The organism is Sorangium sp. So ce693, from assembly GCF_051521375.1.
Taxonomy (GTDB): Bacteria; Myxococcota_A; Polyangia; order Polyangiales; family Polyangiaceae; genus Sorangium; species Sorangium atrum.
In genome coordinates this window covers 2,809,488-2,832,817 of the sequence record NZ_CP150347.1, presented here as the reverse complement: position 1 = coordinate 2,832,817, position 23,330 = coordinate 2,809,488, and the positions used below count along the sequence as shown (strand labels likewise).

Sequence of the window (23,330 nt, the reverse complement as noted above, 5' to 3'; positions counted from 1 at the left end):
TCCGCAGCGGTTCTCGTGGCGTTCGCCGATTCTACCGCGGACGGTGCATGAGGGTGCCAGGAGAACCCCGTCGAGGGGAAATCGGCGCCTGAGACCGCCGACAGGAAACCAGCGCCGACCTCGATTGTGTAGGGTGTCAGATGGCGCAACTCTTGGTCGGCTCGTGGGGCTTCACGGCGGACGGGACCCTCGCTCGGAGGCGCCGGTGAACCTCGCCGCGCGACCTCATTTCGAGGGCCAGACCCGGGCGGAGGAGCTGCTCCCCCCTCCGGGGGATGGAGGCCGGAGCGCTCCGCCGGACGACATCGCCGTGCCTTCGGAGCGGAAGCTTCCACCCGCCGTGACGCAGCGCTCCGGCGAAGAGGCGCTGGACATCGGCGCGCTCTACCGCAACCACCATCGCTTGGTGTACCGCCTCGCGCTCCGCTACGGCCGCGGCAACGTGGCCTGGGCAGAGGACGTGACGCAGGACGTCTTCCTCGACCTCATGAAGGCGCTCGAGACCCTGACCGAGCGAGACAACCTCGAGGGGTGGCTGTACCGGACGACCTCGAATCGCTGTCTGAACCGCCTGCGCCGGGACCGCTTCCTGGCGCTCCCGCCCATCCGCTGGCTGCTCGGGCAAGGCGAGGGCGAGCGCAGCCCCCTCGATGAAGTGACGATCGCGCGCGACGATCTGCGCCGCGCGCTCGAGACGCTGGGCACGCTGCCTCCCAAAGAACAGGTCGCTTTCTCGATGTTTTATCTCGACGGCAAGGAGCAGGAGGAGATCGGGAAGATACTCGGCCACTCCAAGGGATACGTTTGCAAGCTGATTCAAAAGGCGGTTGCGCAGCTCCGCGACGCCGGATGGGAAGTGGGCCATGACGCGAAACCGTGATCTGCTCGCGTTGCTGCGCGAGGTGGACCAGCAGCTCGCCTCTGCGAAGCCGTCCCCTCGGCTCGAGGCGCGCCTCGTCGCGGAGCTCGATCGGCGCGGGCGGCGGCCTTTCAGGGCCGGGAGCGGGGGACGCTCGCTCGTGCTGGCGCTGGGCGCCAGCGCGAGCATCGTCGCCCTGGGCACCGCGCTCCAGCACCTCACACCCGGTTCGATCTCCACAGAGCGCCCCGTCGAGCCAGCGATCGAGCTCGCGGGCGATACCCCTCCCGCGGACGGCGGGCTCCTGGAGCGCACGCCGGCCCACGGCCCGACAGCGCCGCCTCCCCGGATCCGCGCCCCGCTCCTCCAGGAACCTCCCCGCCGGCTCGCTCCGGCGCCGCCCGTGCCGCGCAGCGCCGTGCCGCCGCGGGACGCGAACGACACCCCGAGGCTCCTGGACGACAGCCGGCTCCCGGTCGACCGCGCCTCGCCTCCGCCAGCGCGCGGGCGCGTCGAGCCGCTGACCCCCCCGCACACGCTGGGCCGGAGATGGGTTGATGGCCCGGAAGGGCTATCTCCTCTCGCGCAGCGAGGCCCTCACGCCGCGCCGCGACGAGGCTCCGGAGGCGTCCCCGCGGAAACGGCCGGGCACGAGGGCGAGAGCGGAGAAGGCACCCGAGCCACGGACGCCGAAGGACCCGCGACCGAGGATCCGACGGCCCCGCGGGACGAGGCGCTCTGCCAGACGGCGGACACGTTGCGGCATGAGGCCAGGGCAAAGTGCGAGGCGCAAGGCCTCATCGTCGCGGATTTGACGCTGCTCGATCCCTGCGATCACGGGAGCTACCTCGACGCCGAGTACACGTGCGGGAGGATGGCACTGACCACGTGCTGGAAAGGGGTGCTCGGCGACGGCGTCACGTGCTTCGACACCACGTATGTCAAGGACGAGGTCTGGAGGATGTGCAGGGACAGGGGTACGGAGCTCCGCTCCCTCGATCAGGAGCAGCCTGACCCTGACTGCGGTGACCACGAGACGACCAGGGTCTACTACGAGTGCTGTCCCCTCGGGGATCCGCTGCCTTCGCCGTCGTGCTGGACGAGCGAGATCGACTTCGGTGAGGCGTGCCAGCCGTACGAGCGGCTGGATGCCGAGGCCACGACGCTGTGCAGCGGTAAGGGCCACTATCTCTTCCGTCGCGTGTTCGGGGACAAACACGTCGCCTGCACCGACGCCACGGCCACGAGCCTGAGCTACACCTGCTGCCCCTTCTGATCGCGAAATCGCCCGCGCGAGGAAACCGCCGGCCTCGTGGCGGTTGGTAGATGGAGAGCGACACGACGGAGAGGGCGCGCTGACCCGAGCACGAGCGGCGCGCGTTCGGAGCTGTCCGGCGCAACGCCGGCTTTCACGGAGGATCACGATGCGGACTTCCCTTGCGATAGGTCTATGGCTCAGCGTCTCGATACCGAGTCTCCTCGTCGGATCCGGGTGCACCATCACCATGGCGCCGGATTCCGATCCACCAGCGGGCTCGACGTGCGGGGAAGGCGGAAACGCGGATCATGGGGCGGGCGGCGGCGAGGACCCGGGATCGGAGGGAGCCGGGGGACGCTTGCCTCCCCCGCCCTCCGCGTGCTGGCTCGGGGACATGGGCGACGGATTCACGTGCCACGACACGGCCACGCTCCGGGATCACGCCCAGGCGAGGTGCGCGAGGATGGGCGCGGAGCTCGCGAGCTTCGTCAGCGACACCCTCAACCCGAGCTGCGCCGAGCACGAGAGCAGCGAGGTGGTCTTCGAGTGCTGCGGCGGCGAGCCGCCGCCTCCGCCGCCGCCGCCGAACTCGTGCTGGAAGGGCGAGCTGGGCGACGGGTCCTCGTGCATCGACATGGGCGCCCTCAAGGAACGGGCCTACGCGATGTGCGTGAGCGCGGGCGCCCAGCTCACCTGGCTCGACGCCCTGCCGGACCCCGGGCGCTGCGGTCCGAACGAGGCCACCAAGGCCACCTTCGAGTGCTGCGGCTCCACGCCGCCGCCCCCTCCGCCGCGCGCGTGCTGGAAGGGCGAGCTGGGCGATCGCAAATCCTGCGTCGACCCCTCCGACCTCAAGGGCCAGGCCTATGCGGCGTGCTCGCTCAAGGCCGGAGACCTCACCTTCTTCGATTACGAGCGGAACAACCCGAGCTGCGCAGCCGACGAGACCACCTGGGGTTACTTCGAGTGCTGCGGTAACGAGCCGCCGCCTCCTCCGCCGCCTCCTTCGTCCGGCGCGTGCTGGAAGGGCGAGCTGGGCGACGGCAAATCCTGCGTCGACCGCTCGGCCATGAAGGATAAGGCCTATGCGACGTGCGCGAGCGCAGGCGCCAGGTTCACCTCCTTCACCTACGAGGAGGAAAACCCGCTTTGCACCGGCTACGAGACCAGCAAGGCCTTCTTCGAGTGCTGCGGCAACGAGCCGCCGCCTCCTTCGTCCGGCGCGTGCTGGAAGGGCGAGCTGGGCGACGGCAAATCCTGCGTCGACCGCTCGGCCATGAAGGATAAGGCCTATGCGACCTGCGCGAGCGCAGGCGCCAGGTTCACCTCCTTCACGTACGAGGAGGAAAACCCGCTTTGCACCGGCTACGAGACGAGCAAGGCCTTCTTCGAGTGCTGCGGTAACGAGCCGCCGCCTCCTCCGCCGGAGGCCTGCTGGGGTGGTTCTCTCGGCGACGGCTCCTCGTGCATTGACGCGTCCGCCCTCAAGGAACGGGCCTACGCCACATGCGCGAGCGACGGCGCGGAGCTCGCGGCGTTCGACGCCGGGTACGATGGCCGATGCGCCGCCTACGAGTCGAGCCACGCAAAGTTCACCTGCTGCGCTTCGAAGACGCCGCCCTCTCGGTAGCGCCGGCGCGACCGCGCGGAACCCCGGGCGAGCGATCTAGAGCCTCGAGCGCTCGCCGCTGCCGTCGACAGGTTGTGTAACCCGCCGGCTCCGCCGGTGAGCGTACCGAGCGGGCCCATCGAGCTGTGCGTACATGCCAGGGCCGTACGGCCGACAGCGGCCGCTCGGGATCGCGTCGCTTTACGAGGCATGAGCGGCCCGCGACATGCGCTGGGCGCAGCGGGGCCGGGGCGCGAACGGCACACATCGCACCTGCACCGCACAGCTCGCCCGGCGCGGCCGGCCCGCGCGACGGGTTTGCACATCGGCGCGACATCGGCTCTGATGGCCGAAACTCTTCCGAGGTTCTCATGGCCGTGGCACCGCCCCTCGTCCGCGCACGACTCACGATCGATGGACTCAAGACCTCGCTCGAGGTGAAGGAGCTCTCAGGCGCGGAGGCGATGTCGCAGCTCTACGCCTTCGACATCACCGTCGAGTGCGCCGACACCGACCTCGACCTCGACGCGCTCGTCGCCGAGTCGGCCGTGCTGACGCTCGATCACGGCGCCAGCGCCCGCCACCTGCACGGGATCGTCAGCGGGTTCGAGCAGGTCCACACGTCGGAGCACCGCGCCGCCTACCGCGCCACCCTGGTGCCGGAGGTCTGGCTCCTCGACCAGCGGTACGATTGCCGCATCTTCCAGGGCGTCACCACGGCCGAGGTCATCGAGCGGGTGCTCAAGCTCGGCGGCGTCCGGCGTTACGAGATCGTGCTCCAGCGCAGCTACGGGGCGCGCGACGTCTGCGTCCAGTACCGCGAGTCGGACTGGGCGTTCCTCAGCCGCCTCATGGAGGAAGAGGGCATCTTCTATTACTTCGAGCACACCGACGCTGGCGCGACCCTGATGATCTCCGACACGGCGCAGGTCCACTCGCCCCTCTCCCCGAAGGAGCTCCGGTATCGGTCGGTCACGGGGGCGCTCCACACGGGAGAAGGCATCGATTCGTTCCGCTTCGCGCAGCGGGTCCGGCCGGGGAAGGTCACGACGCGCGACGTGCCGTTCGAGAACCCCGCCTCGGTCGTGGACACGGCGGTCGAGAAGGGGCGCCACACGGACCTCGCCGTGTTCGCGTACCCGGCCAGCCCCGCGGCGGAGGTCCGCCTCGACGCGCTCCAGGCGACCGCCGCCGTGGGACAGGGCGAGGCCTGCTCCGTGCGGCTCGCGCCCGGCGCGCGGTTCCGGCTCGAGGATCATCCGAGGGAGAGCTTCAACGCGGAGTACCTCGTCACCCGGCTCGAGCACGCGGCCCGGTTCGACAGCAAGGAGGGGTACCGCTGCACGTTCGAGTGCGTCCCTGCCGGCGTCGCCTTCCGGCCCCCGTGCAGGACGCCAAAGCCGCGCATCGCCGGCCCGCAGGCCGCGACCGTCGTCGGGACGCAGGGGGCCGAGATCGAGACGGACGGCGATGGGCGCGTGAGGGTCAGGCTGCACTGGGATCGCAACGGCAGCGCCTCGGAGAACGCGTGCTGGGTCCACGTCGCCCAGATGGCGTCGGGGGCCGGCTACGGGGCGATGCACATCCCGCGCGTCGGGAGCGCGGTGCTCGTCGAGTTCCTCGACGGCGATCCGGACCGGCCGATCGTGACCGGGCGGGTGTACACGGTCGTGAGCCCCTACCCGTACGCGCTCCCCGCCGAGAAGACCAGATCGGCCTTGCGGACGCAGAGCACCCCGGGAGGCGGCGGGTACAACGAGCTCCGCTTCGAGGACCAGTCAGGCCGGGAAGAGGTCTACCTCCGCGCCCAGCGCGATCTCAAGGTCGAGGCCCTGAACGACGCGCGCCGCAACGTCGGCGGCGACGATGCGCTCGTGGTGACGGGCGACCGCACGAAGACCGTCGGCGGCGCGGAGGCGGTGACGGTCTCGGGCGCGCGCACCGTGACCGTGGGCGCGGCCGAGACCAGGACGGTGGCGGCGGATCAGACCACCTCGGTCGGCGCCGACAGCTGGCTCTCGGTCGCGGGCGACCACACGGCGAGCGTCGTCGGGGACCGCCGCGACATCGTCGCCGGGGACCGCAGCGCGTGCGTCGGCGGGGACGAGTCGGTCAAGGTGACCGGCGATCGGACGGTCGTCGTCACCGGGGCGCACGCGATCTCGTCCCTGGACGACGAGTCGAGGCGTGTCACGGGCAACCTCACCCTCTCGGTCGGCGGCACGATGCAGCAGGTCGTCGATGGGCACTGCACGCTCAGCGCGGGCTCGCTCGAGTGGGCGGTGACCGACGGCGCGCTGGAGATGACGTGCGCCGGAGAGGTGCGCGTCGAGTCGGAGCAGGAGGTCCAGATCGGCGGACCCGATCTCGCCCTGTTCGCCGACTCGACGATCCGGATCCGGGCCCAGAAGAAGATCATCCTCGAGATCGGCAATTCGACCGACGCCGAGGGCAAGTCCGCGAAGATCGAGATCACCTCGGACGGGATCTACGTGACCAACGGGAGCGCCACGGAGAAGCTCGATGGCGGCACCGTGCGCCTGAACTGCTGAGCGCGGCGCCGCGGCGGAGAGGGCTCGATCCGTGAAGCTTCGCAACGAGACAAGGCACCCGGCGCAGCTCCTCAGGACGGCGTCGGCGCGCAGCGACGACCACATGCTGGGCTGCGCGATCGCGCGGCCCACCTTCCGGGTCGCCGGCGGCGCGCTCGTCGCCACGCCCGACGAGCCGTGGCCGATCTCGGGCGAGCCCGTCGCGACGGCGCTCGGCAAGATGCCCGGGGACAAGCCGTTCTACATGGGCGGGATCGACGTGCTGCTCGGCGGGAAGGTGCGCCAGCCCGGCGGCGCGGCGAGGCAGCGCCTCGACGTCGAGCTCGAGGTGGGCCGGACCTTCCGGCGGCGGATCGCCGTCTTCGGCGACCGCTCCTGGGCGCCCGGGGCCGGCGGCGCGCTGGTCCCGAGCGAGCCGGAGTCGTTCGTCTCGATGGAGCTCGACTACGGGCGCGCCTTCGGCGGGACGTGCCCTACCGACTACGGGCTCGACATGCCCTTCACGCCCAACCCGTCGGGGCGAGGGTTCTACCTCGACGCGAAGAGCGCCCTCGGGAAGCCGCTGCCCAACCTCGAGGACCCGAACCGGCTGCTCCGCTCGTTCGGCGACTCCCCCGATCCCGTCGGCCTCGGCTATTACCCCGGCGACGGCGCGCTCCGCGTGAAGGCCGCGACGAGCGCCGCCGCGCCGGACCCGAGCCGGCTCACGCCTGACAGGGCGCCCGAATTCAAGGTGGGGCACAGGGACATCCTCCCCACGTTCTTCAACATGGGGCACCCGGGCATGATGATCGAGCCAGGCGGCGAGCCGAGGCCGGGCGACGGGATCCGGCTCACGCACGGCCTGCGCGGCGGGGACCTCGCCTTCGCGATGCCCGACCTGCGGATGCACATCCATGTGCAGCTCGAGGAGCGGGAGGTTGTGTTTCCCATGCACCTCGATCAGATAGGGATCGTCGCGGGGGAAGGGCGGGTGTTCTTCTCCCTCCGCTGCGTGTTCGAGTACCACGTCCGCAAGGAGGAGCGGCGCACCGCGACGCTGTACGATGGCCCGCTGCCGGCGTTGATCCCGGGGATTTACCGGATCGCGCACGACCCGTGAGGCCGGCGCGCGCTCCCCTGCCGCCTAACCCCGGTCCAGGGCGAGCGGATGTTAACGTGAGATTGACGTTCTCGCGCCGGTGGCCGGGCCCGTTCAGCACGCTGCGCGGTCGCGAGGGGCGCGGGCGCAGGCGCCAGGCCCCGCTCAGCTCACGGCGGGCCATCGCAGGGTCCGGGGCCGAGGTGCACGGCGATCGCGGACATGGGCCATTTCGCCCCCATGCAACTTCGTTGTTCGCCGGCTGCCTGCGGTCGGCGGCAGGGTCGGCGACGGAAGACGGAACGGCCCGCTTGCGGACGACGATGCACCGGGCTAGGATGCCCTCCTCACGACCGTCCCTGGCCCTCGATAACGACGCTTTCCCTCTTCCCTCACTCGTGAGGGAGATTGCGGCTCGCTCGGACGACTGGACGACGCACCGTGTGATCGCGCGGGAGTTCCGCGCCGCACGTCTCCGTTCGATCCGTCACGGCTTCGTCGGATGGCAGGCGCGAGAGCGCCGCAGAGCGCACCAGAAAGCCGTAAAAGAGCAGGATGGCATGGGAAATCGTCTCTACGTAGGAAATCTTTCGTTCAACACCACCCGCGAGACCCTCGAGTCCGCGTTCGCCGCGGCCGGAGAGGTCCGTGAGATCGCGATGCCGACCGACCGCGAGACGGGGCAGCCGCGCGGCTTCGCGTTCGTGACCATGGGCACGGCTCAGGCCGCGAACAGCGCCATCTCGCAGCTGAACGGCGCCATGCTCGATGGCCGCGCGCTGAAGGTCAACGAAGCGCAGGAGCGTCCGGCGCGCGGCTTCGGCGGCGGCGGCGGTCGCGACCGGTACTGATCACGGGCGCGGCGTGGCGGCGCTCGTGCGCCGCCACGCCTGCGCTCTCAGGACGCACCATCAGGTGCTGAAGAACGCGCCCAGAGGCGCCGAAAGGCCGATTCCGCATGCAGAAGCAGGGAGCATTGAAGCGGCAAAAGGAACGCGAACGGCAAGAGAAGCAGCGCGAGAAAGACGCGAACCGTCTCGCGCGCCGCACGGGAAAGGGCTCCGCCGTCAGCGGGACACCGGGAGAGGATCCGGACATCGCCGGGATCGTCCCGGGGCCTCAGCCTGCGGTCATCGAGTGAAGCGCGCAGCGCCGAGCCAGGGCGCCGAGCGCGCCCCGTCAGAGCCAGCAACCGACCAGGACGGCTCGGCGCAGGCGACCGTGCGGCAACGATTCATCGAGCAGAGCGCCAACGCGCTGGGCCAGGCGTGGGCCAGGCGTTGGCGTCAAGACCTCCATCGAGAAGGCCGCCCCGCCGCCGGCGGATGGCCCGGCACGCTGCGTGAAGCACGAACTCAGGTGGAGATCACCCTTCCCGGGGAGCTGTGCCATCGCAAGATGCCCGCCATCACCGGCGTGGAGCGCGAGCTCGCCGCCCGGACCGCCTACTCAAGCGCGCGGAACGAGTGGCGAAGGCACACCGACCCCGAAATCCCCTAGTCGGGTAGCTGAGCCAGCGACGACGCCCCGCGAGGCCGGAAGAGTCCGCGATGGCGGACGACAAGCCCGCTCCGAAACGCAAGCGGGACGGCAATCGCGCCATCGACAAACCGCTCCGAGCAGCTTCGTCGCACGTTGGCCATCGAGGTACCCCTCGTAATAGTGCCGCCGGATGTGCGTGGCCTCGATGCGACCCTGGCGCACATACTCGACGGTCTTGAGCTCGAAGTCGAAGCCGACGATGGGGCTCGAGCGCACCTGGTCGAGCCCGAGATCCAGCCGGATTGAAAGACAAATGCGCCTGAGTAGAGTTTGTTAGGCTGGTCGCATGACTCCGACGAAGAACAGTTGGCCAGTTTTCAGTCTCGTTGCGATCGTCGCGAGCTCGACGCTGGCGTGCACAATCGAGACCGCGTCGTCCACCGGTACATCGGGCACCGGCGCGGGCACGTCCGGCAGCGCGGGCACCTCCGGCGGCGGGGGCGCTGGTCCGAGCGGCTCCTCCGGCAGCACCGGCACATCGGGCGGCACGGGCGCTTCCGGCAGCGGTGGCTCGTCCACCGGCGCGGGTGCCCTCCCGGCCGGCACGTTCCTCTACGTGCGCGCAGAGACGGCCGATCGCGATCATCTCATCGCGCGAGACTTCGCGACCGGCGCCGAGCGCATCGTCACCGATCTGCGCGGCGACGGCAGTGAAGGTTGGGAGATCTGGGGCCATACCCTCTCGCCCGACCGCACCCGCATCGTCCTCGCCTCGCTCTACGGCCCCACCAAGGAAGACAACGACACCCACCTCGCGACCCGCCGCCTCTGGAGCCTCGCCACCGACGGGACCGACTTCCGCCGCCTCACGCCGGTGTTTCCCAACGACGGCGAGGGCCGTACGAACTTCGAAATCTCGGTGGACGCACCGAGGTTCACGGCCGACGGCACCGGCATTCTCTATGACTTTGGCAACTGGTGGTACGAGGGGACGAGCCTCCAAGGAGGCTCGTTCCCGTGGCGCGTGCCCGCGGGAGGTGGGTTGCCGGAGCCCTTCCCCACGGTGTTGAGCTGCACGGTGATAGAACCTTCGGTCAACCCGGCCACCGGCGAAATCCTCCTCATTCACAGCGTGTGCCTGAATTCGGAGGATCAGGGCATCTTTCTCTATCCGAGAGCGGGCGGCACCAGCCCCACGAAGCTCGTGGATGAGGGCTACGGCGCAGGCCAGGTGCGGCCCTCGCTCACGACGGCGAGCTGGCTCGGCGACGGCAGCGGCTTTGTCTTCGTCGGAACCATCGATGTTCCGGCCAACGACACCACGGTAGAGACAAGCGCCCTCTTGGTCTACGACATGGCCACAGCCATGATATCCCCCCTCGTGCTCGCCGAGCCCGGCACCTACATAGATAGCGCGACGATCGCTCCCGACGCGACGTCCCTCGTCTACTGCCTGCGCCATGACGACGTGACGGATCTCCACGCCATCGACCTCACGCAGGCCGAGCCCGAGGACAGACCGATCACCACCGACGGCAAGAGCTGCTACCCGGCCTTCTGAATTTACTTACGCGCCGGGATGCGGAAGACGAATCCGGTCGTGCTCGGCGGCGCGACGGGACCCGAGCCGACGTCGATGGAACCGTAGAAGGTGCCGGCGACCCAGAGCGTGCCGCCGGAGGTGTGCTTCAGGAGGAACGGGGACTCGCCATCCACCGCCCGTCTTCTAGCGATCTCCGGCGCTGTGGGTCACGTCGACGCCTCGCAGCGCCTGCTGAGCGATGCTCAGGAAATCGGTCTCGGTGATGATCCCGATGAGCTGCTCCTCGTCGCCGACCACGGGCAGACAGCCGATTGAGCGAGCTGGTCGACGGATTGCGTCTCGCTCGGCGCTGGGCTGGCCGATGGCACGCCTTTCTATACGTTTGACGTCCTAACCATAGGTCGCGACGCCATTGGCGTAGGTGATCGTCCCTGTTTGCCCGAATTTGCGCCCATGGTTCGCGGCGTAGCCGGCATGATCGTCCGTGATGGTCACCGTGATCGTGCGGCCAGTGGACTCGGTGAGGAAGCGCTTGTGACAATTGTGGTGCCGTTCGCCCGTGCACGGCCAACCGTTCATTTCTACAACAAGGTTTGCTGAACGGCTGACGGAAGCGAGCATGACCTCTTCCGCATGGTAATGACCGTCGCTCTCGTACGTCTTCCCTTTGACTGTCACTGAGATCGGCATGTTACCCCTCCAAGATGCTTTCGCACCCGAAACGATGCCCTCGTTGTGCGCCGTTTCGTGGCAGCGCATAGCATCTCAGGCTGCTTTGCGAGCGTAAAGAGAATTCGAACCCTCGTCTGTGCGGTGCAAGACTCGTGCGCCGAACCCGCCCGGCGCCCACGCGCCGCCCGGGGGCTCCGCCAGCCCGCCTATGCCGCGTCCACGATGCGAAGTCCGGCCGCACTTGGGCGCTGGTTACGGCCCGGTTGGTATTGCCGATCACCGCCGTCGATGCCGACGGCGCACCTGGATCCAGCTCTTTGTGGGGCGGTCGGCTTGCCGCGGAGCGTCATTGTCGACACGGATCGCGCCTTACAGCAATGGTGTCTGGGGCGGAAATTTTCGAGGGTAAGGTGTCTCCTTCCGAGAGACAGGGTGCTCGGCAGCCCCGTGCTCTTCTCCCGAGATCAGAGGAGCGCTGAGCCTCGTTTTCGGCGCTGCTCACAGGCTGCACCGAGACGATCCTCAGCGCCGGCTTCAACCAGGACACCGCATCCCAGCTGCCGAGCTCGCAGCAAACGGTCGGCACCGTCGCGACGGCGCTCGGCAACGGCAACGTGATGGTGGCCGCTTCGCCGGCCGGCGAGGCCAATGAGCAGTGGGTGCTCATTCAGCACCCGAACTTCAACGACGTGACATCGATCCAGGGTCGATTCAGCGCCTTCCGCGGAGAGGATGGGCGCCAACTCCACGGGCTCCTTCTACGTGGATGATCTCTCGGTCATCTTCGTGACACCGTAGGCGTGCTGCGAGGGCGGACGCGCAACAGCGGGACGAGGCGGTCAGGCTACCTGGACTCCTGGTGGGTGGAGCTATGCGCCGGACGTGGCGGCGTCGCTCACGATCCAGGCAAAGCGGTCGTCCACACCCGCGCTCCCGCCGCTCTCGTCGCTCTGATCGGACCACGAGAATCGCTCGCTCACGCGCGCCTTCGCGCTCGCGCTCGCGTCGCCCCTCCAGGCGAACCGATCGCCAACCACGGTCTTGCTGGTCTCGTCATCCTCGTCGTCGTCGCCCGTGTCCCCCACGGGGTCCCCGAGGTCGTCGTAGACGCCGCTCCTGCTCCCGAGCGCGAACGGCCCGAAGCTGTACCCGTCCGAGGCCGCGTCGAGATCCCCGGGGTCGTGGTACTGCGCGTCGATGGAGCTGGCGAGCTTCCCGCCGATCTTCTTCGAGTATTTGAACCCGTTCGCCAGGGCCGTGTACTTGAGGATGCTGCTCACCTTCCGTGACTTCAGGAGGTTCTCCTCGGTCACCTTCTTCCACGTCTTCACGGCGATGATCGTGTCCTTCGCCGACTTCGCCGCGGCGCCAAGGCTCTTCCCGAGCTTCTTCATGCGATCGGCGGCGCTCTCGCCGAGCTCCGCGGCGCCCTGCTTGAACGACCTCCACACGCTGCCGTCCGCGGCCTCCGCGAGCTCCTCGAGCAGCTCGTCGCTCTGCGATCGCAGCCGGCTGAGCGAGTCCGAGAAGCTCTCCGCCGCCTGCTTGCCCACCTTCGACGCGACGTCGTCGGCCGCCTCCTCGGCGGACTCCTTGAGGATCTTCGCGAGCGTCTCCTCGGCGCTCTCCCGCGCGAGGGCCTTGCCGGCCCGCTTGAAGAACGGCTGCGCGAGATCCGCGCTCTTGGCGGCGGCCATCTTCGCGCCCTTCATCAGCCCCTTCCCGGCGGCCTTCGCGCCCTTCCACAGCTTGCCCGCGATCTGGCCGCCGAACTTCATCAGGATGTCCATCGCGATCTCGATCGCGATGTCGACGAGGCACGCGATGAAGTCGGTCCAGGTGAAGCCGGCCTTGGCGGTGCCCCAGACGATGGTGAAATCGAGCGGCAGGCTGATCGGGCTGTTGCACGCGAGGTGGAGCGAGAACGGCACGGTCTTGAACGGCGAGCACGCGAGATCGCAGGTCGTCTCGCCGAAGATGGGGTTATCGCACCCGATCGCGACCCCGCTCGTCCCCCAGACCGAGATGGAGCTCCCGAAGAGGATGGTCCAGGGCAGGAGCGGATTCCACCCCTGGACCACGTCCACGTGCGGGACGACGAGGCTCGCGTCGCTCCCCCGCCCTATCCAGTGCACGCCGTCGAGCTGTATCTCGTGCTTCTTCTGCTCCGACCAGAACGAGAAGAGGTGCGTGCCGCTGACAAGCCCTGTCTGGAAATGAGGCCAGTACTTCTGGGGCACGTAGGCCCCGGGCGGCGGCATCGGCCACCAGAACAGGGCCTCGTGCCACGAGAGGCCGAGGAACACGTTCCACCGCGTGACGGTCAGGCAGCCGTAGGACATCGTCCGCGCTCCTTCATCTTCATCGAGCTCATCGGGCCGCCGAGGTCCAGCGCACCTCGCGCCGCAGGTTCGTCATCTGCTCCTCGGTGAGATCCAGCGCCACGGGGGCCCGGGCGCTCCAGACCACGACGACCTCGCCCGGGACCGGCCGCACGACCACCGAGCAGAGGTGGGACTCCACCTCGACGAGCGCCCGACCGGGCGCGAGCTCCAGCATCACCCGGGGCACCTCGCCGGGCAGGTGGAAGGAGTAGACCTGCCGGCTCGGGTGCACGTTGTGCAGCTCGAAATACTCGTCCGGCGCGAGGTCGGAGACGCTCATCCCGGGCGACGCGACCTGCGCATACTCCAGCCGGAGCGGGGCGTCCGGAGCCTGATAAATGGGCGGTATCGAGAGGACATCGCGGGCGGCCCAGCCGCGCTCGACCTCGGCAGGGAGCTTGCCGTCGCTCTGGCAGGTCGGGGCGAGCCCGAGGTAAGCGAGCCGGGGAAACCAGGCCATGGACTGGTAATCCCAGCCCGCCGGCAGCGGCGCGTGGATCCACCGGTACGGCTTGCCCACGGCGAGGCGCTGGGGCGTCAGCGGGTCGAAAGGGAACTCGAGGTTGGGGATCGGCCGCCCCGCGAAGCCCTCGGCGTCGAGCTCCATCAAGTACCCGTAACCGCATGGATTTCTAGGGTAGTGGTACACCGTGTCGGCGAGCCTGTCGGTGCCGCGCCGGGCCTCCTGGACGAGCTGACCGAGGATGTCGCCGTTCCGGCCGAGCGCTGTCAGATCGACGCCGCCATAGGCATAGTCGTAGCGGATCGGGACCACCTCGATCGGCGCAGCGTCGGAGAAGCGCGGCCGGCCCGCCCTGTCGATCTCGCCCACGCGGTCGCCGTGGACCACGATCTCGCGGTGGTGCTTGCCAAACCGGACGCTCGCGGTGAGCGTGCGGGTGTCGGGCTTGTAGGCGTGGGCGAAGGCCTGGATGACGACGTCGGTCGCGCGCCGGAAAGGGAGCATGTCGTCGACGGCGATCGGCGGGGAGACCCGCGGCGGCATGCGATCCTCGCTGTACGGGATCTCGTCGTCGTGCAGGACCTCCTGCTGCCCGGGGGCGTCGAGCTCGCAGCGCCCGTTGTGGATCCGGTAGGTGCGCTTCGAGATCCAGGCGATCCACCGCCTCCCGTCGGGCTCGCCCTGCAGGAGCAGCTCGGTCTTGCGGCGCGGTCTGCGCGGTCTGTGCGCAGGCGCGCGCGCGGCGGGCGGCGTCGGGTCGTTGCTCACGGCCGCTGCTCCCCGCTCACTCGGCCTCGTAGATGCGCCAGCGGCCCCGCCAGAAGTTCTTCTCCGGCTCCTCCGCGTCGCCCGGCTGGCGCCGTGTGTCGGTGAGCAGCGGCTCCATCTGATCCCAGAAGCCCTGACCCACCGCGGGGCCGAAGATCGCCATCACCGTGTCGCGCATGAGCTCGTGGCGCTGCGCCTCCGGCAGCACGTGGAAGGGGTCGGTGAGCCGCTTCATGCGGTCATGGTACTTGGCGCGCGCGGGCGGCCACTCGGTATTTTGTTGTGATCTCCCGCCGCCGGCGCGCACCTCTTGTCGAGCTCGGCGGCCAGGTTCCGAAGCGATCCGCGCACCGCCACACACCGACGACGACTCCACTGTACGTCGCGGCCCGCGATCGCTGGATGAGCCCTTGACCTCGAGAGGCGCGGTTGCGACCGTGCACGACGGGGACATGAGCGAGCCGAAGGGGACACTCCCGGTCGACGACGCGCAGGCCGCGCAGTTCGCGGCGCGCGCCTTGCCGTTCTTGCCAGGCACCGTGGGCGGCGTCGCCTGCGCGTCGCTCACGCCGGCGGCGTCGGCGACGGCGGCGCAGGCGACCATCGACACGGTCCCCTGGCGCCACGAGGGCAAGCTCCGGCTGACGGTCGTCGTGAAGGCCAGCTTCTCGCTCGACGCGTCGCCGATGCGGCCGGCGGAGGTGGCGGCGCCGTTCCAGACGAAGGATGTCCACGACCGCCGCGGCCCCATGACCCACGTGACAGCGGCGAGCGATCGGGTGCCGTACCGCCAGTACGTGGACGTGACGGCCCTCGGGCACGCCGCAGCGCCCGGCGGCCGCCCCGTCGCCGAGATGAGCGCGCGGTTCGCGCTCGTCCAGCGCGAGGCGCCTGGCCTCGACAAGACGGTGCGCGTCGTCGGCCGCCGCAAGGAGGCCGGGGCAGCGCCGGAGCCGTTCGTGCGGATGCCGATCGTGTACGAGCGCGCCGCCGGCGGCGTCGGCGTGCCCGAGAACCCGCTGGGGTGCAGCGAGCGCGACGGCGAGCTGCCGAACGTGCTCGATCCGGTCGATCCGCAGAGGCCCATCGGCTTCGGTCCGCTCGCGGCGGCGTGGCCGGCGCGCAGCCGCCGCCTCCCGGCCGGCGCCCGCGCCAGGCTCGACGCCGAGGTGATGGAGGTGCCGGGCGCCTTCGACTGGTCGTACTTCCAGTGCGCCCCGCGCGACCAGTGGGTCTCCGCGCTGCAGCCGGACACGGTCGTCGTGCTCGAGGGCTTCCACCCGGATCGCCCGCGCATCCAGAGCGCGCTGCCGGACGCGCGCGTCGCCGGCGCTGTGTACGGCCTCGACGACGCCGATCCCGACGCCCCGGCGCGGCTCGTGTTCCACGCCGACGGCCTCCACGTCGACGCGGATCGGCTGCTCTGCACGATCACCTGGCGCGCCCACGTCGAGCTACGCGACCCGGCGCAGCGGGAGCGCCTGATGGCCGTCGCCGGCGTGGGCGTCGGGAGCGCGCCGGCGGTCCCGCCGCGGCGCCCGCCGGGCCAGCGCGCCGCGGCGGCCGCGCCAGCCGCGCCGTCGCGCTCCAGCGAGCCGCGGCGGCGGGAGGGGTCCGCGGGCGGCACGCTCGCGCTCGACGGGCCCGGCAGCGCGCCGGGGTCGGGCACCTTGCCCGCCACCCCGGCCGCGGCCACGACGCCCGGCCCAGCGGCGGGAGCGGTGCTCGCCGCGCTCGACGTCAACGGGGCCCCATCGCAGCCGCCCGCCCCCGCGGGCGCCGCGCCGCGCGCCACGGCGCCCGCCCCGGCGCCGTCGCCGCCGGCCCCGTTGAAGGAACCGCCGGCGCCGAGCGCAGCGCGCCCGGAAGAGTCGGTCACGATCGAGCGGTACGCCACCGTCTGCTCGGAGCTCGCCGAGCGGGGCGCGCTGCGCGGCGAGGTGCTCTCCGCGCACGACCTCGACGAGGCCACCTGGCGGAAGGCCGACCGGCGCTGGCGTGACGAGCTCGAGCGAGCGCTGAAGCACGGGGATCGCGCGCTGCGCGAGCGCTTCGACGACGCGTACGTGAGCGCCTGGGAGCGGCGCCACCCGGACCGGTTCGGGGCCGAGCAGTACGCCGGCCTCGTCAGGGCCGAGCGGCGGAGCAAGCTCGCGCTCGAGATCGCGGAGCAGGGGCTCGACGCCCCGCTCGGCATGCGGCTGAAGCGCGTGTGGCAGCGGCGCGTCGCAACGCAGGCCGCGCTGGCGGAGCAGGTCGAGCGCGCGCTCTCGGCCCCCTGACGCGCGATCGACCCCGCGCGCGCCGCCCGCGGCGCGCTGTCGGTGAGCGCGGACGCCGCCCGCCACACGCTGTCCGCGCGCGGCGCTCAGCAGTTCAGCTTGATCCGCTCGCCGAGCAGCTGCACGTCATCGTTCGCCGCGATCTGCACGTCACCGCGCGTGGCCTCGAGGTTCACCTGACGGGCCTCGGCGCGCAGCTCGCCGCGCGCCCGCGTCGTCACGTCGCCAGCGACGGTCTGCGCGAGGTCGCCGCCGGTCTCGTGCACGATCCCGTGCTCGGCGCGCACATGGAAACGATCGCAGTCGACGCGCACCGCGCCCGGCGACTCGAGCTCGAGCTCCGCCGCCCTGATCCGCAGCACCGGCCCGCGCGCGGTGAGGCGCACGTCGAGCTCGATCTCCCCGGAAGCGCTCCGGATCGTCACCCGCTCCTCGTCCCCTGCCGCGGATCGCACCTCGACGACGCGCCCCGACGGCAGCTCCACCTGCCGACCCTCGGCATCGCGCCGCGTCTGCTCCGCGATCCGCTCGATCAGCGCCGGCAGCTGGTCCACCTGCTCGGGCTCCGTCACGATCTCTGGTGCACGAGCTTCGTACGAGGGCTTCATCGCGGCGCGCTCGCGGGAGAGTCTCCCGCTTCCTGGATCGAAGAAGAGCGCACCCCGGCGCGCCGGGCAATCGCAATCTGAACGTCCCGGGTTGCGACCGCGGACACTACGGCGCAGGACTCTTCCACCGCCTTGCGGCTCCCGGCCTGTCAAACATTGACACGCAGCCCATGGAGGATGGCGAAGGGTCGTTCGGTGCGGCGCATGTCCACGAGCCTGAAGAGCCCCTGCTGACGCCACGCTGTCAGCAGGCGCAAACTACATGGGATGCGCGTCAACTCCGCAGCCACGGCTGCGCAAGGAGGCCGTCATGGATTTCGTCTCGATTCGCATCATCACCGACGCGACCCAACGTCTGGTCGCGTTCTACGAGCACGTCACGGGCGTCGCGGCGACCTGGTACACCGAAGACTTCGCCGAGCTGAAGACGCCTTCGTGCACCCTCGCCATCGCGCACCGGCGCACCATGGATCTCTTCGCGGCGGGAGCAGCGCACCCCGCCGACAACCACTCCATCATCGTCGAGTTTCGCGTGAGCGACGTCGACGCGGAATATCGAAGGCTGGCTCCTGTCATCGGTAAGGTCGTGCAGGAGCCGACGACCATGCCCTGGGGCAACCGTTCGCTCCTCTTCCGCGACCCGGACGGCAACCTCGTGAACTATTTCACCCCCGTCAGCCCGGAAGCGATCAAAAAGTTCGACAGGCAGCGCTGATCGCCCCGGCGCGAGCGCGCGAGGTGGGCCAGCGAAGCGCTCGTCACCCCGACGTCCGGCGGCTCCTTGGCGGTCGGGGTCGCGACGCCTTCGTGGGACACGACGTCGAAGACCAGGTGCCCGTGCCCGCGATGACGGCCCGGACCGCCGCGGCTTCCAATTTGTCCAATACGGCGGCGCGTGCGGGCGACAGAATCGGCGCATGAAGATCATCCTCAAGATCATCCTCATGCTGGTCATCGTCTCACTCGGAGGTTGCATCTCCCACACCACGGAGTCGACTTCGCCCATGGAAAGCCCCAATGCCACCTCGGCCGTCGTCCGCTACCAGGTCACGGACGTCGATCGCGCCGTTCGCTTCTACACCGAACGGCTCGGCTTCACGCTCGACCTGCAGGCCGGCACCGCGTTCGCGACGGTCTCCCGCGGTGACTTGCGCTTGCTCCTGAGCGGCCCCGGCAGCTCCGGCGCGCGCCCGATGCCCGATGGCCGCGCTCAGGTCGCCGGCGGCTGGAACCGCATCGTCCTCTACGTCGACGACCTCGCCGCGATCATCGAGCGACTCCGCGCGGCCGGCACGCCCTTCCGGAACGACATCGAAAGCGGCGTGGGGGGCGCGCAGATTCAACTCGAAGATCCCGACGGCAACCCGGTCGAGCTTCACGAGGCGCCGGAGGAATCGACCTCGGCAGCAGGAAACCCCGATGCCACCTCAGCAGTCGTCCGCTACCAGAACACGGACGTCGATCGCGCCGTTCGCTTCTACACCGAGCAACTGGGCTTCACGCTCGACCTGCAGTCCGGCACGGCGTTCGCAACGGTCTCCCGCGGTGACCTGCGCTTGCTCCTGAGCGGCCCCGGCAGCTCAGGCGCGCGCCCCATGCCCGATGGCCGCGCTCAGACCGCGGGCGGCTGGAACCGCATCGTCCTCTACGTCGACGACTTCGCCGCGATCATCGAGCGACTCCGCGCGGCCGAAACACCCTTCCGGAACGACATCGAGCGCGGCATGGGGGGCGCGCAGATTCAACTCGAAGATCCCGACGGCAACCCGATCGAGCTCCACGAGGCATCGGCGGGTTAGCTATGCGCCGGGCGCGCTGCGGTGTGTCCTGACACCGCGCTGCTCCTTCGCGGTCATCCGGTCAGGACGCCTCGGGATCGCGCGTGTCGCCGGTCCCTTCCGCGCGCCCCATCCGGCGCCGCGATGGCGATGTGATGCAGCTTGACGCGTTCGCGGGAGGACTGGGCGACGAGCGCGGTCGGCGAATTGCCGGAGAGGGCCACGAACTCGCGGATCAGGTGCGACTGATCGCAGAACCCTGACACGGCAGCGAGCCGGGCCCAGTCCGGCTCGCGCTCCCTCTCGGCCTGCGAGAGCGCCTTCCGAAAGCGTGTGATCCGGGCGAAGGCCTTCGGCGCGAGGCCGGTCTCGGCGGTGAACACGTCGACAAGCCGGCGGTGGCTGATGCCGAGCGTGGCCGCGACGTCCGCGACGCGCCTTTCGCCTCCATCGAGCGCCGCGATCGCGTGCGGCACCAGGGGATGACCGGGGCGCGCATTCGAAAGGCGGTCGAGCAGCGCGCGCTCGAGCAGCTCGAAGCGAGCGCGCGGCTCCGGCGCCGAGCACAGGCGTTCGCGGAGCTCCGCCGCTCGCAGCCCCCAGAGCTCCGCGAGGTCGACGTGCGTGTCGGTCAGCGCGCCGGGCGGCGCGCCGAGGAACGGCCACGCGCCCCCGGGGCGGAAGTGGACCCCGACCATCGACGCGTGCTCGCGTGTATCGACGCCGAAGCAGGACTGGTACGCACCCGACACGACGGCACCGGCGTGGCGGCGGATGGTGGGGCCGTCGTAGATGCGAACCTCGTCCTCGTCGAGGTTGACGACCAGCTGGAGGGTACCGGAGGGCAGGATGCGCTCGGCCGCGTGCGGCGGAGCAGCCGAAAGGTACCAGAGCTCGGCGACGTGCGCCGAGAGCGGCGGACCCGGCACGTGGCGGACATACAACACGTGGACACTATGGCCGACGATCACGGCCCCGGCCACATCGCTGCGCGGCGCTCGCGAAGCCCGAGCACTCCCGTCACACCTTCCCCTAGGCTGGCGTGAAGCTCGCGAGGTCGGCAATCCCGAGCGCCGCCTCGAGCTCGGCGACCTCGGCGACCGCCTTCTCGAAGCCCTCGTCGCCGAGCATGCGGTGCTCCTTTTCCTCGAACTGCTCGCCGAGGTCGGCATATGCCTTGGCGCCGACGAGCGCCCGGAGCGCGGGAAAGAGCACCGTGTCCTCGCGCGCCGCGTGCGGCCGGTACATCCGATTGAACGCGCGCAGCCTGTCGGCGAGCTTGCGGCGGGCGGCTTGCTCCCGAAGCGGCTCCCTCGCGAGCGTGAGCACGTCGGCGGTCACGAGGCGCCCCGCCTGGTGCTGGCGCCGGAGCACCGCGACGAGATCCGTGTGCTTACCGGCCCTCTCGAAGCGGGGGAACAGGAAGTCTTCTTCGAGCTTCTCGTGATAGTCCTCGATCACCCGGCGCACGACGCCCGCAGCCGAGAGGAGCACGTCGCCCGGGACATCTGCGGGCCCATCCAGGCGCCGGATTGCCTCGTCGTACAGGAACATGACCCGGCGCAGGACCCCGTGCTCTCGCATCAGATCTTCGCCGGGGGTGACTTCGTCGCCTTCCCCGGCGCCGCCTTCCTGTTTCGGTTCGCGGGCCGCCGCGTCGCGCTGACGCGCGCAGGCGCCGAGGACGGCGCTCATGCCGATGCTGCTGGTCGCGAGCACCAGCGTCCGCCGCAACAATCCGTCGTTGTTCATGGGCGATACCTCCCTTCCGCACCGCGCCCCAGCTTGCTACCCGTGCTTCAGCCCCTCCACGCGCGTGGTGCGATCGAGCAGCCCATTCCCCTGGAGGCGCCGGTCACGAGCGCAGCGGCCGGCGCCATCCCGTGACCTGCGATGCGGGCGGTTTGAGCCATGGATCACGATACCAAGGAGCTCCCAGCCGGCCGATGCGGAGGCGCCGGGTTCGATTGTACGACCGAGCCGGAAGGCCACAGGCCGCGTCCGTACGGCAGCGCGTCCAGGTTGACGAGATTACCAGGATCGTCTACGCGCTTCGAACCATGATCTCGACGGCGCATCGAGAGATCCGGGTGAGCCTCTGGAAGATCCACATCCACACTCCGTCGACGAGGGCTGGAACGAAATGAGGAAACTCCTGCGCAAGATGCTCGATTCCGATGCGCCTGCGGCGACGCTCCTTGTCCGCCTCTCGGTCGGGGCCGTCTTCTTGTCCGAAGGGCTCCAGAAGTTCATCTATCCAGCGGAGCTCGGCGCCGGAAGGTTCGCCAAGATCGGCATCCCCTGGCCGGAGGCCATGGGGCCTTTCGTCGGGGTGGTCGAGATCGTCTGCGGGGCGCTCGTGCTCGCGGGGCTTCTGACCCGGGTCGCCGCCGCTCTGCTCGTCATCGACATGGTCGTGGCGCTGGTCTCGACCAAGCTTCCGATCCTGCTCGGCCGAGACATCCTCGGCTTCCACGTGCGCAAGATGCCGCAATACGGCTTCTGGAGCATGGCCCACGAGGCGAGGACGGACTGGGCGATGCTGCTGGGCGCGCTCTTTCTCCTCGTCGTCGGCGCGGGGCGCCTGTCCGTCGACGCGCGCCTGGCGCGGCGCCGGAGCGCGCCGTGAATGAATCAGCCACCTCTCCCACGTCGGTCCGGCGCTGGACGGGGGCCGATCTTCGCGAGCTCGCGTGGCTGTTCCTGCGCCTCGGCGTGACGGCGTTCGGGGGGCCTGCCGCGCACGTCGCGATGATGCAGGACGAGGTCGTGCGCCGGCGCAAGTGGCTCTCGGAGGAGCGCTTCCTCGACCTGCTCGGCGCGACGAACCTCATCCCCGGCCCCAACTCGACGGAGATGGCGATCCACATCGGCTACGACCGAGCGCGAGGACCGGGCCTCGCGGTGGCCGGCATCTGCTTCATCCTGCCCGCGATGCTCATCACGGGCGCCCTCGGCTGGGCCTACGTGCGCTTCGAGGCGTTGCCGGCAGCAAACTGGCTGCTCTACGGCGTCAAACCCGTGATGATCGCCGTCGTCGTGCAGGCGATCGGCGCGCTCGCCCCGAAGGCTGCCCGCACCACGTCGCTCAGGCTCCTCGGCGTCGCGGCGGCCGTCCTCGCGTGGCTCGGCGTGAACGAGCTCGCCGTGCTGATTGGCGCGGGCGCTGCGAGCGCGGTGCTCGCTCGCCTCGGCAAGCCTTCGGTCCGCCCTCCGGCGCCGAGCGATGAAGATACAGGCGCCGGCAACAGAGCAGCCGCGCTGGCGCCCTGGCTGCCCGGGTTTGCCGTCGCAGGGTCGGTCACGCTGCCAGGGCTCTTCTGGGTGTTCTTCAAGACCGGCGCGGTCCTCTTCGGCAGCGGCTATGTCTTGCTGGCGTTCCTGCGTGCGGATCTCGTGGAGCGGCTCGGCTGGATGACCGAGGCGCAGCTCCTGGACGCGATCGCGGTGGGGCAAGTCACGCCGGGGCCTGTGTTCACGACCGCGACGTTCGTGGGGTACGTGCTGGCGGGCCCTGCGGGCGCGCTCGTCGCGACCATCGGCATCTTCTTGCCCGCGTTCTTCTTCGTCGCCGTGAGCGGCCCCCTGGTGCCGCGGCTGCGCCGATCGCCGGTCGCGGGGGCGGTCCTCGATGGGGTGAACGTCGCTTCTCTCGCCCTCATGCTCGTCGTGACGGTGCAGCTCGGTCGCGCTTCGCTCATCGATCTCCCCACCGTGCTGCTGGCGGCCGCGAGCGCGCTCTTGCTCTTTCGCTTCAAGGTCAACTCGACCTGGCTCGTCGTCGGCGGCGGCGCGCTGGGCTGGGCCATCCACAGCGCAGGACTCGCGGGGTGAGGTAGGCGTCCGGCGCGCGCGCCACCGGCAACGCCAGCGACGAGCCGCGCGATGCGCCCACGGCCCCGGGGCGGCTCGGCGCCCATGGGTGGCCGCGGAGCGGAACGTCCCTGCCTCCAAATTGGTTGCGCACCGCAACCATCTGTGTTCTCCTCGG

At 70.0% G+C, this 23,330-nt stretch carries 23 protein-coding genes; 14 read left to right on the top strand and 9 right to left on the bottom strand.

All coding sequences use genetic code 11. The features are described from left to right. Positions 1–205 precede the first annotated feature (205 nt). From WMF14_RS10945 to WMF14_RS10905, 9 genes are all read left to right on the top strand, one after another. Positions 206–880 carry an RNA polymerase sigma factor gene (locus WMF14_RS10945; protein WP_437800658.1) on the top strand — a complete coding sequence of 225 codons (675 nt, stop codon included), beginning with the start codon at positions 206–208 and terminating at the stop codon, positions 878–880. Beyond that, on the top strand, positions 864–2,135 hold the full coding sequence (locus WMF14_RS10940; RefSeq protein WP_437800656.1) for a hypothetical protein: 1,272 nt from the start codon (positions 864–866) through the stop codon (positions 2,133–2,135). Before WMF14_RS10945 ends, WMF14_RS10940 begins: the two co-directional genes overlap by 17 nt. A 376-nt stretch (positions 2,136–2,511) precedes the next feature. Further along, on the top strand, positions 2,512–3,747 hold the full coding sequence (locus WMF14_RS10935) for a hypothetical protein (protein WP_437800654.1): 1,236 nt from the start codon (positions 2,512–2,514) through the stop codon (positions 3,745–3,747). Between the two features lie 356 nt (positions 3,748–4,103). Then, complete coding sequence (locus tag WMF14_RS10930; protein ID WP_437800652.1) at positions 4,104–6,278, top strand: type VI secretion system Vgr family protein; 2,175 nt, start codon at positions 4,104–4,106, stop codon at positions 6,276–6,278. 31 nt (positions 6,279–6,309) lie between these two features. Further along, positions 6,310–7,380 (top strand): DUF2169 domain-containing protein, encoded by a 1,071-nt coding sequence (locus WMF14_RS10925; RefSeq protein WP_437800650.1) that lies wholly within the window; start codon positions 6,310–6,312, stop codon positions 7,378–7,380. A 539-nt stretch (positions 7,381–7,919) separates the two neighbouring features. Next, the gene (locus WMF14_RS10920) at positions 7,920–8,210 is read left to right on the top strand and encodes an RNA recognition motif domain-containing protein (RefSeq protein WP_276597748.1); all 291 of its coding nucleotides are present in this window, start codon (positions 7,920–7,922) and stop codon (positions 8,208–8,210) included. Between the two features lie 107 nt (positions 8,211–8,317). Then, positions 8,318–8,500 carry a hypothetical protein gene (locus WMF14_RS10915; RefSeq protein ID WP_272101567.1) on the top strand — a complete coding sequence of 61 codons (183 nt, stop codon included), beginning with the start codon at positions 8,318–8,320 and terminating at the stop codon, positions 8,498–8,500. Then, on the top strand, positions 8,497–8,859 hold the full coding sequence (locus WMF14_RS10910; protein WP_437800648.1) for a hypothetical protein: 363 nt from the start codon (positions 8,497–8,499) through the stop codon (positions 8,857–8,859). Before WMF14_RS10915 ends, WMF14_RS10910 begins: the two co-directional genes overlap by 4 nt. A gap of 328 nt (positions 8,860–9,187) precedes the next feature. Beyond that, positions 9,188–10,402 (top strand): hypothetical protein, encoded by a 1,215-nt coding sequence (locus WMF14_RS10905; protein WP_437800646.1) that lies wholly within the window; start codon positions 9,188–9,190, stop codon positions 10,400–10,402. A gap of 2 nt (positions 10,403–10,404) precedes the next feature. Here WMF14_RS10905 and WMF14_RS10900 read toward each other — a convergent pair whose 3' ends face one another. The 6 genes from WMF14_RS10900 to WMF14_RS10875 form a co-directional block, all read right to left on the bottom strand. Further along, complete coding sequence (locus WMF14_RS10900; RefSeq protein ID WP_437800644.1) at positions 10,405–10,557, bottom strand: hypothetical protein; 153 nt, start codon at positions 10,555–10,557, stop codon at positions 10,405–10,407. Positions 10,558–10,567: 10 nt separating this feature from the next. Beyond that, positions 10,568–10,717: a CBS domain-containing protein gene (locus tag WMF14_RS10895; RefSeq protein WP_437804178.1), complete on the bottom strand. Its 150-nt coding sequence runs from the start codon at positions 10,715–10,717 to the stop codon at positions 10,568–10,570. A 57-nt stretch (positions 10,718–10,774) separates the two neighbouring features. Next, complete coding sequence (locus WMF14_RS10890; RefSeq protein ID WP_272101563.1) at positions 10,775–11,074, bottom strand: hypothetical protein; 300 nt, start codon at positions 11,072–11,074, stop codon at positions 10,775–10,777. Positions 11,075–11,925: 851 nt separating this feature from the next. Then, the gene (locus WMF14_RS10885; RefSeq protein WP_437800643.1) at positions 11,926–13,398 is read right to left on the bottom strand and encodes a hypothetical protein; all 1,473 of its coding nucleotides are present in this window, start codon (positions 13,396–13,398) and stop codon (positions 11,926–11,928) included. 28 nt (positions 13,399–13,426) lie between these two features. Next, positions 13,427–14,671, bottom strand: coding sequence for a DUF2169 domain-containing protein (locus WMF14_RS10880; protein WP_437800641.1), 1,245 nt, complete (start codon positions 14,669–14,671; stop codon positions 13,427–13,429). 16 nt (positions 14,672–14,687) lie between these two features. Further along, on the bottom strand, positions 14,688–14,906 hold the full coding sequence (locus WMF14_RS10875) for a hypothetical protein (RefSeq protein WP_272101560.1): 219 nt from the start codon (positions 14,904–14,906) through the stop codon (positions 14,688–14,690). Between the two features lie 217 nt (positions 14,907–15,123). On the opposite strand from WMF14_RS10875, the gene WMF14_RS10870 reads away from it, so the two are divergent. Then, positions 15,124–16,953 carry a DUF2169 family type VI secretion system accessory protein gene (locus WMF14_RS10870; protein WP_437800639.1) on the top strand — a complete coding sequence of 610 codons (1,830 nt, stop codon included), beginning with the start codon at positions 15,124–15,126 and terminating at the stop codon, positions 16,951–16,953. 86 nt (positions 16,954–17,039) lie between these two features. Here WMF14_RS10870 and WMF14_RS10865 read toward each other — a convergent pair whose 3' ends face one another. After that, the gene (locus tag WMF14_RS10865; protein WP_272101558.1) at positions 17,040–17,525 is read right to left on the bottom strand and encodes a hypothetical protein; all 486 of its coding nucleotides are present in this window, start codon (positions 17,523–17,525) and stop codon (positions 17,040–17,042) included. Between the two features lie 346 nt (positions 17,526–17,871). On the opposite strand from WMF14_RS10865, the gene WMF14_RS10860 reads away from it, so the two are divergent. Together WMF14_RS10860 and WMF14_RS10855 are read left to right on the top strand one after the other, a co-directional pair. After that, a complete protein-coding gene (locus WMF14_RS10860; protein ID WP_437800637.1) occupies positions 17,872–18,276 on the top strand; it encodes a VOC family protein in 405 nt (134 codons plus the stop codon). Positions 18,277–18,478: 202 nt separating this feature from the next. Further along, positions 18,479–19,360 (top strand): VOC family protein, encoded by an 882-nt coding sequence (locus WMF14_RS10855; RefSeq protein WP_437800635.1) that lies wholly within the window; start codon positions 18,479–18,481, stop codon positions 19,358–19,360. Between the two features lie 53 nt (positions 19,361–19,413). On the opposite strand, the gene WMF14_RS10850 is transcribed toward WMF14_RS10855, so the two are convergent. Beyond that, positions 19,414–20,286, bottom strand: a complete 873-nt coding sequence (locus WMF14_RS10850; RefSeq protein ID WP_437800634.1) for an AraC family transcriptional regulator — start codon at positions 20,284–20,286, stop codon at positions 19,414–19,416. A gap of 85 nt (positions 20,287–20,371) precedes the next feature. Further along, positions 20,372–21,091 carry a hemerythrin domain-containing protein gene (locus WMF14_RS10845; RefSeq protein WP_437800632.1) on the bottom strand — a complete coding sequence of 240 codons (720 nt, stop codon included), beginning with the start codon at positions 21,089–21,091 and terminating at the stop codon, positions 20,372–20,374. Positions 21,092–21,482: 391 nt separating this feature from the next. Between WMF14_RS10845 and WMF14_RS10840 the strand changes: the two genes are divergently transcribed. Together WMF14_RS10840 and chrA are read left to right on the top strand one after the other, a co-directional pair. Further along, complete coding sequence (locus WMF14_RS10840; protein ID WP_437800630.1) at positions 21,483–21,968, top strand: DoxX family protein; 486 nt, start codon at positions 21,483–21,485, stop codon at positions 21,966–21,968. Continuing rightward, on the top strand, positions 21,965–23,173 hold the full coding sequence (gene chrA, locus WMF14_RS10835) for a chromate efflux transporter (protein WP_437800628.1): 1,209 nt from the start codon (positions 21,965–21,967) through the stop codon (positions 23,171–23,173). Before WMF14_RS10840 ends, chrA begins: the two co-directional genes overlap by 4 nt. Positions 23,174–23,330 lie beyond the last annotated feature (157 nt).